Annotated in this window: 12 protein-coding genes; 5 read left to right on the top strand and 7 right to left on the bottom strand. The window is 50.4% G+C overall.

Features of this window, described 5'->3' with window-relative positions; translation table 11 throughout:
- Window positions 1-76: 76 nt before the first annotated feature.
- The 3 genes from serS to nth all read right to left on the bottom strand — a co-directional run bounded on the left by serS (window position 77) and on the right by nth (window position 3,609).
- The gene (gene serS / locus R3B84_00915) at window positions 77-1,453 is read right to left on the bottom strand and encodes a serine--tRNA ligase (GenBank protein ID MEZ6139107.1); all 1,377 of its coding nucleotides are present in this window, start codon (window positions 1,451-1,453) and stop codon (window positions 77-79) included.
- A 91-nt stretch (window positions 1,454-1,544) separates the two neighbouring features.
- Window positions 1,545-2,840, bottom strand: coding sequence for a PQQ-binding-like beta-propeller repeat protein (locus R3B84_00910; protein ID MEZ6139106.1), 1,296 nt, complete (start codon window positions 2,838-2,840; stop codon window positions 1,545-1,547).
- Between the two features lie 91 nt (window positions 2,841-2,931).
- Complete coding sequence (gene nth / locus R3B84_00905) at window positions 2,932-3,609, bottom strand: endonuclease III (GenBank protein MEZ6139105.1); 678 nt, start codon at window positions 3,607-3,609, stop codon at window positions 2,932-2,934.
- A gap of 42 nt (window positions 3,610-3,651) precedes the next feature.
- Here nth and R3B84_00900 point away from each other — a divergent pair, with 42 nt between their 5' ends.
- Window positions 3,652-5,469 carry a DUF4129 domain-containing protein gene (locus tag R3B84_00900; protein MEZ6139104.1) on the top strand — a complete coding sequence of 606 codons (1,818 nt, stop codon included), beginning with the start codon at window positions 3,652-3,654 and terminating at the stop codon, window positions 5,467-5,469.
- Between the two features lie 524 nt (window positions 5,470-5,993).
- Here the strand turns inward: R3B84_00900 and R3B84_00895 are convergent.
- Together R3B84_00895 and R3B84_00890 are read right to left on the bottom strand one after the other, a co-directional pair.
- Complete coding sequence (locus R3B84_00895; GenBank protein MEZ6139103.1) at window positions 5,994-6,893, bottom strand: 3-methyladenine DNA glycosylase; 900 nt, start codon at window positions 6,891-6,893, stop codon at window positions 5,994-5,996.
- A 102-nt stretch (window positions 6,894-6,995) separates the two neighbouring features.
- Window positions 6,996-8,069, bottom strand: a complete 1,074-nt coding sequence (locus R3B84_00890) for a thioredoxin-disulfide reductase (protein ID MEZ6139102.1) — start codon at window positions 8,067-8,069, stop codon at window positions 6,996-6,998.
- 1,059 nt (window positions 8,070-9,128) lie between these two features.
- Here R3B84_00890 and R3B84_00885 point away from each other — a divergent pair.
- Both R3B84_00885 and argA read left to right on the top strand, forming a co-directional pair.
- Window positions 9,129-10,478: a redoxin domain-containing protein gene (locus R3B84_00885; protein ID MEZ6139101.1), complete on the top strand. Its 1,350-nt coding sequence runs from the start codon at window positions 9,129-9,131 to the stop codon at window positions 10,476-10,478.
- 282 nt (window positions 10,479-10,760) lie between these two features.
- Window positions 10,761-12,053 carry an amino-acid N-acetyltransferase gene (gene argA, locus R3B84_00880; protein ID MEZ6139100.1) on the top strand — a complete coding sequence of 431 codons (1,293 nt, stop codon included), beginning with the start codon at window positions 10,761-10,763 and terminating at the stop codon, window positions 12,051-12,053.
- A gap of 57 nt (window positions 12,054-12,110) precedes the next feature.
- Here argA and R3B84_00875 read toward each other — a convergent pair whose 3' ends face one another.
- Window positions 12,111-13,025, bottom strand: coding sequence for a deoxyribonuclease IV (locus R3B84_00875; GenBank protein ID MEZ6139099.1), 915 nt, complete (start codon window positions 13,023-13,025; stop codon window positions 12,111-12,113).
- A 3-nt stretch (window positions 13,026-13,028) separates the two neighbouring features.
- Window positions 13,029-14,063, bottom strand: coding sequence for a class I SAM-dependent methyltransferase (locus R3B84_00870; protein MEZ6139098.1), 1,035 nt, complete (start codon window positions 14,061-14,063; stop codon window positions 13,029-13,031).
- Window positions 14,064-14,229: 166 nt separating this feature from the next.
- On the opposite strand from R3B84_00870, the gene R3B84_00865 reads away from it, so the two are divergent.
- A complete protein-coding gene (locus tag R3B84_00865) occupies window positions 14,230-14,664 on the top strand; it encodes an SMI1/KNR4 family protein (protein MEZ6139097.1) in 435 nt (144 codons plus the stop codon).
- Window positions 14,665-15,015: 351 nt separating this feature from the next.
- The gene (locus R3B84_00860) at window positions 15,016-15,960 is read left to right on the top strand and encodes a UDP-glucuronic acid decarboxylase family protein (protein ID MEZ6139096.1); all 945 of its coding nucleotides are present in this window, start codon (window positions 15,016-15,018) and stop codon (window positions 15,958-15,960) included.
- The last annotated feature ends 35 nt before the right edge of the window (window positions 15,961-15,995 follow it).

Raw genomic sequence — 15,995 nt, 5'->3', positions numbered from 1 at the left:
CAGTGATCGAAATCATCTGTGCAATGGAAACCAAATTCTGTACTTCAAGATCGATTTGAGTTCAATGTTAACCGATTTAACGGGCGATGCGTTCTTTGCCCACCCACGGCACGAGGGCAGGTGGGATCACGATGGTGCCATCCGCTTGCTGGCCGTTTTCCAGAATCGCTACCAGTGCCCGGGTCACTGCCACTGCGGTGCCATTCAGCGTATAGACAAACTGGGTGCCTTTCTTTCCGCTGCCTTTACTGCGAATGTTCAGCCGACGTGCCTGAAAATCGGTGCAATTCGAGGTGCTGGTGATTTCGCCAAAATCGCCTTTCGCTAGCCCGGTGGTGGGGTCGATTTCCCCACGGCCAGGCATCCAGGCTTCCAGATCGTACTTGCGGTAAGCAGGCCCACCTAAATCCCCAGTGCAGGTATCCAGCACGTGGTAAGGTATCCCCAGCTCCTGAAAAATTTCTTCTTCGATACCAAGAATCTCGAGGTGAATCGCTTCGCTTTGTTCCGGGGTGCAGAACGCAAACATTTCCACTTTGGTGAACTGGTGCACGCGATACATCCCCCGGGTGTCGCGACCGTGGGCCCCTGCTTCGGTACGGAAACAGTGCGACAGACCTACATATTTCAGTGGGAGTTGCTCTTCGGGAATGATTTTGTCTCGCAGCATCCCGCCCAATGTGATTTCGGCCGTGGCAATCATGCACAGGTCGGTATCGGCAATCGTGTAAACCTGTCGGGTTTCCGGGTTTGGGTCGCGTGGCATAAAGCCAATCCCTTCCAGCACGTCCACTTTGGCCATATCCGGCGTGATGATTGGCGTAAAACCACGTTTTACCAGTTTTTGCATTGCAAACTGAATTAATGCCAGTTCCAGCAGCACCGCTTCGTTCTTGAGGAAGTAAAATTTGGCACCAGTAACCGAAGTGCCTGCTTCAAAATCGACCAGATCCAGCTTTTCGGCAAGTGCGACGTGGTCCTGGTGGGGGAAATCAAACTTGGGAATCTGCCCCACGGTCCGTAATACTTTGTTATGCTCTGGCGTGGCCCCCACCGGTGCGTCGGGGTGGGTCATGTTGGGAATGGTAGTCAGTGCGGTATTGAGTTCCACTTGAATCTGCTTCAGATCGGCTTCTAATTTAGCCACTTTCTCCCGCAGTGCCTTCCCTTCGGCAATCAATTCCTGCTTGGTGGCAGCATCTTTGGTAGCGGGGATTAATTTGGAGATTTCGTTAGCTCGCTGTTGAACATGTTGCGTTTCATTGATGGAAGCCTTCCGCCGGTCATCCAACGCCAGCACCTGGTGCACTTCTGCGTTGGTTACTTGCCGATTGCGGCAGTTTTCCAGGACCGCTTGCAGATTTTCACGAATAAAGTTCACATCGAGCATAAATTGTTCGCCTAAAACAGATAAAGATACAGGGGAGACGCCGCCCACTTGGGCTCGGTTCACCCCACGGTGCTCCCAAGCGTTATCCTGAATATTTGGCAGTAGTTTTCAAGCACCACCCGGGAAGATGGTGAAAAAATGCGTCCGGTCGCGGTTACTTCGCTTTGATATCGTAAACAAACAACAGTTCGTAGTCTCGCAGGATCAGTTTGCCATTAGCAATCACTGGGTGGGCCCAGACTTTCCCTTGTGGCATGCGAAGTTTGCTGGTTTGTGGGATCGTGAATTTGCTGATTTCTTCGTATTTTTCTGGATTTGCTTTTACCAGTGCAATGGTACCGCTACTTTCACCGTAGCAATACAGATTGCCGTTCGCAAATGTTACAGAACCTTTGCCCACACCTTTGTTTTCCCAAACTGCTTCTTCACCACCTGTTTTCAGTGGGAAGCAAACCCAGCCCAACCGGTCGCTGTGGCCATAGATATGGTCGCCAAGTCGCACCACACCACCGTGGTGATTGGATACCACCTTATTTTTGCTGTAAACTTCTACTGCTTTGGTGCCTTCACCATCGGCTTCCAGTTTAAAACATTCACAACCAGCTCCGTAACCCGCAGTGAAGAACACATAATTATCCTGCAGCACTGGTGTGGGAATAACTGCAACTCGACGGCCAATACCACCTACTTTCCACAGCAACTTGCCATCGCTGGCACGAACGCCAATTCCTGACGCCATCGTTTGTTGCACATATTGCCGAACGCCAGCTACTTCTGTGATCATCAATGAAGAATAGCCGGCCCCATCGGTAACATCCTTACATTGCCATACGGTTTCGCCGGTTTTCTTATTCAACGCCAGCACACCACCTTTGCTGCCAGGAGTTACCACGACCTGATCGCCATCCACCAGTGGGCTTTCGCTGTAACCCCAGGTGGGAATCGCACCACCGAAATCGGAAACCAGGTTTTTCTGCCAGGCAATTTTCCCTGTTTCAGTGTCGAGGCAGGCAAAGTCACCAGTGGAACCAAGCACATATGCAAACTTCCCATCAATCGTGGGGGTTGACCTGGGGCCGCCGCCCCAGCCATCGCTGTATTTTCCGGTTGTTCCTGCAAGCGATTCCCGCCAGATCTGTTTGCCAGTTGTCAGGTCCAGACAGGTCACAAATTCTTTCGCCGTCTGCTTGTTACCATCCGCCCCAATGATGTACATTCGATTGCCCACCACTGCGGGGGAACCATATCCCGTACCAATCGCATCCAGTTCGGTCAGCGACCACACCAGCTTGGGGCCATCTTCGGGCCATTTGTCGAGAATTGCCTTTTCTGCAGAATGTCCATCGCGTTTGGGTCCGCGCCATTGTGGCCAGTCTTCACCCTGCACGGTGCTGCTGGCAACCAACAAAACCATGGCACCCAGCCATTGTGGGAAGCTTCGTTTTCTCATACTTTCTTCATCTCTGATGCTAACATATTCGTATTTTGCCGCACAAACGTCGCACGGCATAGGGTACTATAGCAGGCAGGCCGCAAAATCCCTACCCTTTGCGGACGGCTTTGGTGTCTCGCTGATTCGAACTGGGGCAAAATTCGCTCATGGTGCATTGCTCGCACGCAGGTTTGCGGGCGTTGCATACCCGCCGACCATGGAAAATCAATCGGTGGGAGAACGTTGTCCAGTCTTCCTCAGGGATTAAGTCCATCAACTCAAATTCCACCTTCACCGGATCTTCTTCCTTCGTCAGGCCCAGCCGCACACTCAATCGGCCCACGTGGGTGTCTACAGTGATGCCGGGCAGGCCAAAAGCGTCGCCACGCACCACGTTGGCTGTTTTTCGCCCCACCCCGGGCAGTTGTACCAGCGTTTCCAGGTCTGTGGGCACTTCACCAGCGTGCTGCTCATGCAGTATTTTGCAACAGGCGATAATATTTTTCGCTTTGTTGTGGTAGAAACCAGTGGAAGCGATCAGGGCTTCCAGTTCGGTGATTTCCGCTCCCGCAAACGCTGCCGCATCGGGATACTTTTCAAACAGTGCGGGCGTCACCATATTCACCCGCACGTCCGTGCATTGGGCAGAAAGAATCGTCGCCACCAGCAGTTGCAGTGGGTTGGCGTGGTTCAGTTCGCAGTATGCATCGGGATACAGGCGAATCAGTTCCTGCCGCACCCGTTCTGCCTGTTCCAGTTTTTTTGCTGTCGGTTTCCGCTTTTTCATCAAGTACAATATTGTTGAGTATTCACTGTTACCATTCATCCTATGAGCGAAAAAGTTCTGCCGCAAACTGCCACCGACTGGCTGTTGGCCACCATCAACGTGGTACTGATGATGGGCCTGGTGGGCAGTTTAGTCTGCTTCCTTGCGGAAGTGCTTTACGCAGGACAGTACGAAAATCGCCTGCTCTACACCCTGATTTTCTTCACCATTGGTGCCGTTGGTGCGGCGCGCGTGGCAGTCGAGGTCAGCCGCAATCGATCCTGGATCTATACCGCAGTGCTGGCACTGGTGACCATGATTGCCCTGGGCAAGTGGGTGGAATATCCGGCAGACAGCACCATTGCAAACTTTCAAGTTCCGATTAATCTGCTGTTGATTGCCGTGGTGTGCTGGTGCACCCACAAACTGGTGTGGGACTGCACCTTTATCGACGACAAACGCCCATCTTCCAGTGCTGGCCTGCTTGCTTCCATGGGCTGGGAACAACGGGGCGATCAGATTCGCAAAAAATGGGAACCCACGGCGAAGGAAGAAAAACAGTTTGCCGAAGGCGTGATGGGCTGGTACGAACGCTACGATGCCTGGAAAAAACAACGCGACAAGCTTCCGCACACTCCCGGCCGCACAGTCATCTGGTTTTCATTGGCTGCGATTCCCATTTTCGGGCTGGGGCAAGCAATGATCCCCGCGGGGGAAGATGCCCGTCGGATGCTTTGTTTCTGGTTCGCTGCCACCTATATTTTCTCCGCACTCAGCCTGTTGTTGACAACCAGTTTTCTGGGGATTCGCCGGTACCTGCGACAACGCATGATGCCAATGCCACTGAGCATGACCAGCAGTTGGCTGGTAACCGGTCTGGTAATGGTGGGAGCCTTTATTCTCGTTGCGGCAGTGCTGCCACGCCCCTATTCAGAAACTTCTGTAGTGTCGATCGGCCGGGGTGGTTCGAAAGACCAGGATGCCAACAAATTCGCCCCGATGAAAAGCGGTGCTGGCAAAAAAGGCAAAAATGCCGGCAATGTGGAACAAAAAAGCAAAGAGGGTGCCGCACGGAACAATCCGGATGCTAAAGATGGCGGCGGGAAAGGCAAAGATCAGCAAGGCGGCAAAGAAAAAGGTAAACAGAACGGCAAAGACAGCGATTCCAGCCAGAAACAGGAAAACCAGCCCAAACAAAAGGATGGCAACAGCGACGATGAAGAACAGAAAGATGCCAATGAGGATCAGCAGCAGGATCGAGACGATGCCCAGTCGGGCTCGGAACAATCCAGCACGTCAAAACTTGGGCAGGCACTGGAAAAAATAGGCAATGTGCTGAAGTGGATCATCTACGTTATTTTCGCACTGGTGGTGCTGTTTGTACTGTTTCGCAACGGGCTGTCGTGGCTCAGCAATTTCATGCCGTGGGCCAAAGGATTGCTGGCTGCACTCGACCGCTGGTGGCAGAATCTGTTTCGCTGGAACACCAGCGAGAAGGTGAAAAGTTCTGCACAACGCGAAGAATACGAGCTGGACGCACCAGCACAGGAGCCATTTGCCAGTTTCTCCAATCCGTTCGATACTGGAATGATCGACCAGCAACCGATCGAAGAAACGGTGGAATATACCTACCGTGCGTTGGAAGCCTGGGCCAATGACCACCACCTGGAACGGAAAGAACACGAAACCCCGATTGAATTTAGTAATCGACTGGCCAACGAAGTGGAACAACTGGACAGTGCACGTGCGTTTGGGGTGCTGGTCGCCACGGTACGATTCTCCCACCGTGAAGTGGGGGCGAAAGCGATTCCCACCCTGCAGGAACTGTGGCACGAACTGGAGCAAAACCCACAGTTAGTGGAGACACTGGAAGCGGACTAAGTACGCCAGGGCGAATAGCGAAATTCAAATTGTCAAAGATCAATTCCAAAGCATGGAAATATTTCCACTTACATATAATATATCCTTGCCAAAAATGAAAATGGCAATTTTCTTTAAATCTGCCGCAGAAAATAGAAAACAAAATCGCCATAAATACTTAATTTGCAAGAATTTGCTACGACAAAAACTATTTTGTGAATTTTTGCAAAATTGATATCACCCCCCACCTCAGAGGGGGGATTAATAGTGTACATATTGCGCGTTGGCATTAAAATTGCACAGAATCGATTTTAAGAACGATGTCTCCAGAAACTTGGAAAAATTCAGGGGGAGGCACCGTAGAGGAACACGATTAGTCTGTAGTTGGAGATGCAAATGTACTTGTACACAATGCTTCTACATCGAAGTTTTGATAACCTGGCCCGCAGAAGATGAGAATGCATTCATAAAGTGGGCCAAGATTACTGTTATGCCAACCCAAAATCGGTGGACATGCAACGAAAAAGTGGGGTTGATTGCCACTCTCAACTTGTGGCGTTCGCCGTGCGGCTTAACAAATACTCATATTCTGCCAGAATCTTCTGCCGAAGTGGTTGGCCTGCGTTCATCAATTCCCGTTGCAACTGCACATATTGTGCTTTCCCAGGTGGGGTTTCAATCGGAATCGGTTCGTAACCGTAACTGCTTAAATCGTAAGGACTTGCACGCATATCAATTTCGCGGCATCGCCAGGCGTGGCGAAAAGCCTCTCCCACCAGCGTGCTGTCAATCCAGGGCGAAATCTTGTACGCAAAGCGGTACAGATCCATATTCACATGGATGCACGCAGGTTGATCGAATTCGTTGGTGCGGCGTCGTTCCAGTTGATGTAAGTTCTTGGGAGCAGCAGAGTTGGTGAAAAACCGGAAAGCATCGTAGTGGGTGCACTGCAACAGCTCTGCATCCACCACTTCGGCAATTTCTGCCAGACTCAGCCGCAATGGGACATACGGGTGCCGCACTTCCGGATCGCGGTACAGCATTGCCCACTCGTGCAAGCCAAAACAACTGGTCAGGGGCAGTCGCGTACCTGTGCGACGCAGATAATCCTCAGCCCACCGTAGATACTCCACGCGATGTGGGGGGAAATCGGTCGCACGCAGCACCATGGCTGGTATGCCATCGACCGTCGTTTCGTGAAACTGCTGCCATTCCAGATCGCGTGGTGTCGCACCCAGCAGAACTACATCTGCCCCAGGCGACCAGCGCATTAACTTTGCGGGACGTTGGGAATAGTAATCGAACAGAAAGTCACGCACCGGATGCTTTGTGGAAACACTCATGCGCGTAACCCGTTCGCTGGCAAAGGGTTGCATCAATTCCTGATGGCGTTCCCTGGCCAGTTGCCATTCGGAAGGTGTTCGCACTTGGGAACGCACGGACATTGGAAAATATCTGTTATATCAACCAGTGATCAATAATTCACTTAATGCAAAGTAATTCACGGATCAGTAATTGACTTGGTAAACATCTTTGCCTGAAGAATCTTACAGCAATCCGTGGTGGCCCAGATATCGTTCTGCATCCAGTGCCGCCATACACCCCGTTCCTGCTGCGGTAACGGCCTGGCGATAGTAATCGTCTGCCACGTCGCCTGCCGCAAACACCCCTTCCACACTCGTGTAGGTGCGGGCCATGGCGGTCCATACCACGTAGCCTTTTTCGTTGGTTTTCAGCTGTCCTTCCAGAAAACTGGTGTTGGGCGTGTGGCCAATCGCCAGAAATAACCCAGAGCAGTCCAACTGAGAAATCTCGTTCGATTTGTTATTCTTGATTTTGACACCGGTCACGCCATTGTCATCGGTGCCCAGCACTTCTTCCAGTTCGGTATTCCAAAGAATCTCGATTTTGGCATTGTCAAAGGCCCGCTGCTGCATGATTTTGCTGGCACGCAGTTCGTCTCTCCGGACCAGCAGGTACACTTTGCTGGCAAATTTGGTGAGGTAGGAAGCTTCTTCCACGGCAGAATCTCCCCCACCAACGACGACGAGAGGCTTATTTTTGAAGCGTGGGAGAGCACCGTCGCACACCGCACAGGCGGAAACACCCTGATTCTTGAATTTATCTTCGCTGGGCAGTCCCAGGTAGTTCGCGCGGGCACCGGTGGCAATGATAATTGTATGGCTGTGATATTGTTCGCCATCCTGGGTGGTCATCACGAACGGCTTTTTCGAAAGATCCACCTTCGTGACATCCTTCGATACCACCCGGGTGCCAAAGTTTTTGGCCTGCTGACGCATCAATTCCATTAATTCCGGCCCATTGATGCCATGGTTAGGCTGGGGCTTTTCTTTCTGCACCCAGTACGGCTGGGCTTCGGTGGGCAGTGCGGTTTTCAGCAATTCACGTGTGGCACCACTGGGAAAGCCGGGAAAGTTCTCCACTTCGGTCGTCAGCGACAATTGCCCCAACGGAATTGTGCCATTCTGGCGGTTTTTTTCGCTGAACGGATCACCTTCAATCACCAGTGGATTCAAATTCGCCCGTGCGGCATAAATTGCTGCCGTCCAGCCCGCAGGCCCACTACCAATGATGATCACGTTTTCTACAGTTTCTGCCATAATTCCGCTCTATTGTTCTTTTTTGTCGTGAATCGTAAGAAGTATGCAAGTAAGGTAACTTTTATACACAGCTTAGACAATTTGCGGACATTTTCGATTCAGTCCTGGGCAGGTAAATGTTTCGATTGACCGATCTTCGCGAAATTTTGCGCTATATCCCTGAATTTCGCGATCGATCGTTTGTTATTGCGATCGACGGTGCGGTCGTTGCCGACGAAAATTTTCAGAATTATGCACAATTGTACAGGTCGAACCAGCAATTCTCATGCTTACCTGGCGAACCAGAAATAACAATGGACAGACAGCTACTGCAAATTGCTCAATTCACCCCTGCAATGGATCGCATCAACCGATACGATCAGCTGTCATATCAACCTCTTCGATTCGTTTCGTTAACATCTAGCGCAGATTGTATGAAAATCATTTGAATTAAAGGCCTAAAGCTGCATCTCATGTAATTTTTTGATATTTTCTGTGTTGTTATGGCAGAGATGAAATCTGCCTGGGGAATAAATTATGCGCACAGTTATTATTGCATTCTTGGTATTTGCATGTCCTGGATTCGCTGATGAGCTACCAAATACAGTCACCTTCGCAGAGCATATCGCTCCACTTGTCTTTGAAAACTGCACGACATGCCACCGCAGTGGCCAAGTTGCACCGTTTGTAATCACGAATTACAATGAGACACGCAAACATGCCAAAATGATGTTAAGCGTCATGAAAGACCGTTACATGCCACCCTGGCAACCGGAAGCAGGACATGAGGAATTTCTCAATGAACGCCGCTTGACCGACAGTCAAATCGCTCTGTTCCAAAAATGGGTGGAAACGGGCATGCCAGAAGGTGATGCCGCAAAAACTCCAAAACTGCCCAAGTATCCTGAAGGTTGGCGCTTGGGCAAGCCGGATTTGATCATCAAAATGGATAAGCCGTTTACTGTTCCTGCTGATGGTTCTGATATTTATCAGAATTTCGTCATTCCCACGAACCTAACAGAAGACAAGTGGGTTACTGCGGTCGAATTTCAGGCAACGGCACCGAATGTTGTTCACCATTTGTTGTATTTATTAGACGATAGTGGTCGTGCTCGGGAGAAGGCCCAAGCGGAGACGAAAGACGGTCCACTTAGTTTTTCAGGGATGGGCTTTCGGCCAACTGGTGCTTTAGGTGGTTGGGCGGTTGGTGCGACACCAGTTAAGCTTCCAGAGGGTTTAGCGTACCCGCTGAAAAAAGGGTCGGACTTTCTCCTGCAAGCACACTTTCATCTTTCCGGGAAAGTGGAACAGGAAACAATCACCATTGGTATCCACTTTGCTAAAACTCCACCTAAAAGGACTTTAATTCCTTTGCAGCTCCCACCAGCTTTTGGGCTGTTTGCAAACATCAATATTCCAGCAGGCAAGGCCGACTTCAAAGTTCAGGATTCCTTCGAATTGCCATACGATGTTGATGTGATCGGCGTCGGAGCCCATGCACACTACATTGGCAAGACCTTAAAATCCACTGCGATTTTACCAGATAAAACGGAGAAAAAGGTATTTTTCATCAACGATTGGGATTTCAATTGGCAGGGGCAGTATCTATACAAAAAGCCGTTTCGATTGCCTAAAGGAACCATCGTCCGATCGGAGATTACCTGGGATAACTCGGATGCCAATCCCCGTAATCCAAACTCTCCACCGATCGCTGTCCGCTGGGGCGAAGGTTCCAGTGACGAGATGGGTTCTGTGACATTGCTGCTGGTTCCTGCCGAGGAATCCGATGCAAAGAATTTACAAACATCCATTCGAACACATGTAACAAAAGCCTTTCTGCGGTCTCGGCTTCGGGGCGATAAAATTGATTTTGAACAACTTGGAATTAGTCCCGCTCAGCTCCGTGAAAATCTACCGAGAATGCGTTTGACAACTCCAGAGAAAGATGCCAAGCCCCAATCGAAAAAGTTCCAAGACCTGGATGGGACGGACCGCTATCCCTTGCAACTAACTGACGCAACAGCAAAAGTATTCTTTTTTGTCACGACAGAATGCCCCAATGCGAATGCCTATCTCCCTGAGATCAACAGGATTGCGGATGACTACGCCAAGAATTCGATCCAGTGCTTTTTGGTGCATGTAGATCCCGAGTTAACTGCCGCCACAGCAAAGAAACATGCTAAAGAATATCAGATCAAATTGCCGGTTCTTCTCGATTCTCAACACGATCTTGTTCAAGCCACTGCTGTTACCCATACCCCGGAAGCAGCCATCTTGCTGCCGAATGGTACCATTGCCTATCGTGGACGAATCGATGACCGGTTCCCGGAATTAGGCAAAAAAGAGTTGCCCCGACGCAATCCGAGCTGCGTAACGCACTCGACTGCATCGTTGCAGGAACACCTGTCAAAGTGTCACGCACCAAAGTGATCGGCTGCTTTATCCCAACCTTGCCAGAGAAAGCTGAAAATTAGTCGGGAAATTTCGGTGAGATATTTGGGAAAGCCTGGAAAGTTTTCCAGTTCGGTCATCAGCGATAGTTGCCCAAGCGGAATGATGCCATTCTGGCGATCACGTTTGCTACAGTTTCTGCCATAATTCCGCTCTATTGTTCTTTTTTGTCGTGAATCGTAAGAAGTATGCAAGTAAGGTAACTTTTATACACAGCTTAGACAATTTGCGGACATTTTCGATTCAGTCCTGGGCAGGTAAATGTTTCGATTGACCGATCTGCGCGAAATTTTGCGCTATATCCCTGAATTTCGCGATCGATCGTTTGTTATTGCGATCGACGGTGCGGTCGTTGCGGACGAAAATTTTCAGAATATTGTGCTCGACCTGGCGCTGTTACGCAGCCTGAACATCCGGGTGGTGCTGGTGCACGGTGCCGGGTTACAGGTTCGCCAATTGGCTGCCAAGGCCGGAATTCGCCTTTCCAACAGCGATGGAATTGGCATTACCGATCAATTGACGCTGGATGTCAGCATTCAGGCAGCCAGTAAAGTTTCCCACACGCTGCTGCAGGCATTGAGCGATCAGGATCTGCGTGGGGCCATTCCTAATGTACTTGTAGCCCACCCCGCAGGGATTTTACGTGGGGTCGACCATCAATTTACCGGCAAAGTGGAGCGAATCGACATTCAACTGCTGAATGTACTGATGACCAATGATATTTTCCCGGTGATTCCCCCAATGGGTTTTGATGGTACAGGGCGATGTTACCGGCTGAATTCCGATGCGGTGGCCGTTGAAGTGGCGAAAGCGATCGGTGCCACCAAACTGATCTATCTTGCTGCCCATAAAGTACTTCAGAAAGATGAAGAAGTTCTCAGAAATCTGACTGCTGACGAAGCGGCAACGATTTTACGAAGTCAGCGGGCCGAATTATCCCCACCAGAAGCGATTTCGAAACTCGAAAATGCCGTGCGTGCGGCTCGGATTGGTGTCCCACGGATTCACATTATTGATGGCACCACACCAGAGGGGCTGCTTTCGGAGGTCTTTTCCAAGGAAGGTGTGGGCACGTTGGTGCACGCAAACGAATACCAGCAGATTCGGCGGGCCCAGAAACGCGATGTTCGGGCGTTGTACGCACTGATGCAGCAGGGGTTTGAGGCCGAAGAACTACTGAAACGTTCGCGGGCGGAGTTGGAACGTACGATTGAGGACTATTTTGTCTTTGAAGTCGACCGCAACATCATTGGCTGCTGTGCCCTGCATCTCTATCCAGGAGAGCAAAAGGCCGAACTGGCAAGCGTTTACGTCGATACACAATACGAAAACCGAGGCGTGGGCCGAAAATTGATCCGCTATACAGAAGAAATCGCTCGCACCAGTGGGTTTAGTACACTCTTTTGCCTTTCCACGCAGGCATTCAATTATTTTATCACCAAGGGTGGTTACAAATTGGGCACCCCCGATGACCTGCCCACTGCCCGCAGACAGGTTTATGACCGCAGCGGCCGCAAATCGCAGGTGCTGGTAAAGCAGTTAATTGAAAGTTAAGCGTCTTTGACAGTTTACTGCCAACCTGCGGGTAATTTTGCTCAGACCCGCACTCAATCAGCTATCCCATTCACCCGCCAACTCCCGCAACGTGCGTAAGTTCACCGGGTCCATCTGCTCTTTCTGGTCATTCGTCTTGGGCGTTTCCAGAATCATCGGAATTTTGCGGAACCGCTTATCCTGCAACAACTTACGGAACGGTTCGAGGCCAATATATCCCTGGCCAATCTGCTCGTGACGGTCAACATGACTACCACAGGGCTTTTTGCTGTCATTTAAATGAAAAAGCTTTAATTTTTCCAGGCCTACGTGGGAGTCAAATTCATCCCACATCGTTTGATAGTCGGCATCGGTTTCCCAATGATATCCACCTGCCAGTGCGTGGCACGTATCAAAGCACACGCCAAAGCGGCTATCATTCACCCCGCGCAGGATAGTGCCCAGATGCTCAAATCGGTAGCCCAGCGTGGTACCTTGACCGGCAGTCAGTTCCACCAGCACGTTCACCTGAAAATCAGGCAACTGCTCCAGAATCTGCAGAAATGCGGTCACCACCCGTTCCAGACCGATTTCTTCCCCTTCGCCCAGGTGGGCCCCCGGGTGCATCACCAGATAATCCAGCCCCAGGGCATCGGCACGGCGGATTTCTTCAGAAAAGGCGGCAATCGATTTGCCCCACAGCAGGTCATCGGAGGTTGCCAGATTAATCAGGTAGGAATCGTGGGCCACCAGGCATTGAAGCTGGGCGGTTGCCTGTGACTGGTGAAACAGTTCTATTGCAGAATCAGCCAGCACGCCCGGCTTCCAGGTAGTCTGTTTCGTTTTCCCACGTCCGGTGGTGTGGGCTGCCACCTGCCAGCGGGAAGGGGTTGCCGTAAACAGTTGTACCGTCTGCATTTCCATATCGACGGCGGCTTCAATTGCCCGGTGAAAGCCACCTGCAATCGACAGGTGGGCACCCAGAATATGCATCTTCTATGGTCTCTTTTTTGCTTCAGGAATCACCCACAGGTAGATGGAGTGATCGTCGCCGTGGGTGTCTTTGAAGCGAATTTCGCGATCCGGTTCCCAGTCGCCCATCAGGTAATCGTAGGAAACGATCCTGCTCCCGGGTGCCAGCTCTTTTCGCAGCATTGGTGCCAGTTTTTCGTTCAACTCAGGAAAGAGGTATAAAGTCACCACCGTGGGCTGATTCAGGGTTTTCAGTTTCAGAATGTCCTGTTGAACAAATTGGCAGCGATCGGCCACCCCCTGCTTTTTGGCATTGGCCTGCGATTCGCGAATCCGTTCCGGATCAATATCGTAGCCAACGCCCGATTTGGCACCAAACTGTTTGACAGCGGTCACCACAATCCGGCCATCCCCACAGCCCAGATCGACCACCCTATCGGTGGACTGTACCTTGGCCATTTTCAGCATCTGTTCCACCACCGGCTGTGGGGTGGGAACGTAGGGCACGCGGGGTTGTTCGCGGGGCATCGGGCCAGCCTCGGGCACCACATACAGATACACCAGATGCTCTTTGCCCGTATTGTCTTTAATGAACTCGTAGCGTTCTGGGTGCCAGTCACCCACGGGGAATTCGTGCGATACCACGCGGCTACCCGGTTTTAATTCGCGTTTCAGCTTGGTATTCACTTCCGGAAGAAGATACAGTGTTACCACGGTGGCTTCGCGGTAACTTTTCCATTTCAGGATATCCCCTTCAACTATGCGGGCTCGTTCTCCGAGTTTGGCCGCCTGACATTTCTCGCGGGCGATTTTGGCCCATTTGGGATCCAGATCGATCCCCACGGCACGCTGAATATGAAAATCTTTTAATGCGGTAATCACAAATCGCCCATCGCCGCACCCAAGATCGTAGAGAGTGTCGTTTTTGCCCATTTCGGCAAGTTTTAACATGGCGGTGACAATCTCAGGCGGGGTAGGGACGTAATGTACATCCAGTTTCGGTTCTGCCACAGGCGACCAAAACATCAGCACGGAAATCAGCCAGCTTGCCAGATTCATCGAAGGGAAACCAAAATCGGGATCTTTGCTGGTACATTATATCTGTGTCGATTTAAAGAAGATTGAATTGTCGAAATTTCAATAACGCCGTGACCGTTGTGTCTGCAAATGCAAGAGAAAACAGAATATGCAGCATAGTAGTTTCGTAGGGGCGAAGGAGTGAATAGTGCGATTTACAAATTTAGACAGGAAACTGACCGACGCTGAAATTTCTAGTGTCGAGATCGAGCTAGGCATTCGGTTTCCAAAATCTCTAAGAGAATTGTTTGCTAACTACAATGGAGGTTCTCCCGATCCGTATGTAATTCAAGTAGAAGGGCTACATACTGTTGTCAATGAGACATTACCATTGCTGTCTTCCAAAGACTTTGGCACAGCCGTTGATTCCTACAAGCTGCTAGTACAAAAACGTCGAATTGTAGAAAAAAAGTACTTCCCCTTTGCAGTTGATGCCGGTGGTGACTACTTTTTTGTTGATTGTTTTTCTACTGATTCACAAGTATATTTTTATGATTCTGATACGGATTCAGTTCAGGATCGATTACTCAAATTAGGAATGACGCTGCAGGAATTCTGGAATCGACTCAAGTCAGAAGATTAAAAGGTTCACTCAGATTGGAATGATTTTATGATGGTAAGAAATTCAGCTAATCAAGTCTCTCGATGCTTGACACCCAACTCAGTACACTTTTTGACAGCAAAAGCTGAGAAAATCGCAACAAATAAGATTCGCAATCACATGGCAACGGCATCCTGTCGCTGAAATAACACGAACACCTGCTAGAAGCAGGTGCTACTATACGCTGTCTCGTCGCAGTAATTCCTTGGACCGGGTGGTTCGCCACACATGTTATTTCGTCGATGCGGTTGGGCAGTAGCCGAGAGAAAGCTGATCGTGGGGAAATTTGTAGAATAAATCTACTTCAGTTGGCGAATACGAGAGGAGAAAAGTGTGCGTACTTTGATTACCGGTGGGGGTGGCTTTATTGGCTCGCATCTGTGCGAGCGGTTTCTGGCAGAAGGCCACCATGTGGTGTGCGTCGATAATTTTATCACCGGTAGTTTGTCGAATCTGGATCCATTTCGGGAGAATCCCCGCTTTGAGTTCATTGGGCACAATATTTCGTTCCCACTGAAAATTTCAGGTCCGATCGATAATGTGCTGCACTTTGCCAGCCCCGCCAGTCCGGTCGATTATCTGAATTACCCAATCCAGACATTAAAAGTGGGCTCGCTGGGCACACACGTGACGCTGGGCATTGCCAAAGAAAAAGGGGCCAGGTACCTGTTAGCCAGCACCAGTGAAGTCTATGGCGACCCGATTGAGCACCCACAAAAGGAGTCTTACTGGGGCAACGTCAACCCAATCGGTGTGCGTGGGGTCTACGATGAAGCCAAACGATTTGCGGAAGCGATGACGATGGCCTACCACCGCACGCACAATGTAAACACACACATTATTAGAATTTTTAATACTTACGGCCCACGAATGCGGCTGGATGATGGCCGGGTGCTGCCCAACTTCATGGGTCAGGCACTGCGTGGGGAACCACTGACGATTTATGGAGATGGCTCTCAGACCCGCAGTTTTTGTTACGTAACTGATTTGGTGGAAGGGATTTACCGCCTGTTACAGACCGATTATCATCTGCCAGTCAACCTGGGGAATCCGGCCGAAATTACCATCCTGGAGTTTGCACAGGAGATTCTGAAGCTATCCGGCAGCAGCAGTGGAATTGAATACAAAGAATTGCCACAGGATGATCCCAAGGTGCGTAAGCCCGATATCAGCCGGGCAAAAGAATTGCTCGGCTGGGAACCGAAAATCGATCGATCGGAAGGTTTGTCTCGCACGCTCGATTACTTCCGCAATAAAGTGGCGGCACCAAATGGATAAGGATTATTAGAAAATCTTCGCTCATTTTAATTATT

The organism is Zavarzinella sp. (assembly GCA_041399155.1).
Lineage (GTDB): Bacteria > Planctomycetota > Planctomycetia > Gemmatales > Gemmataceae > JAWKTI01.
Note: the sequence above shows the minus strand (reverse complement) of the source record. Positions and strands in the feature narration are given on the sequence as shown.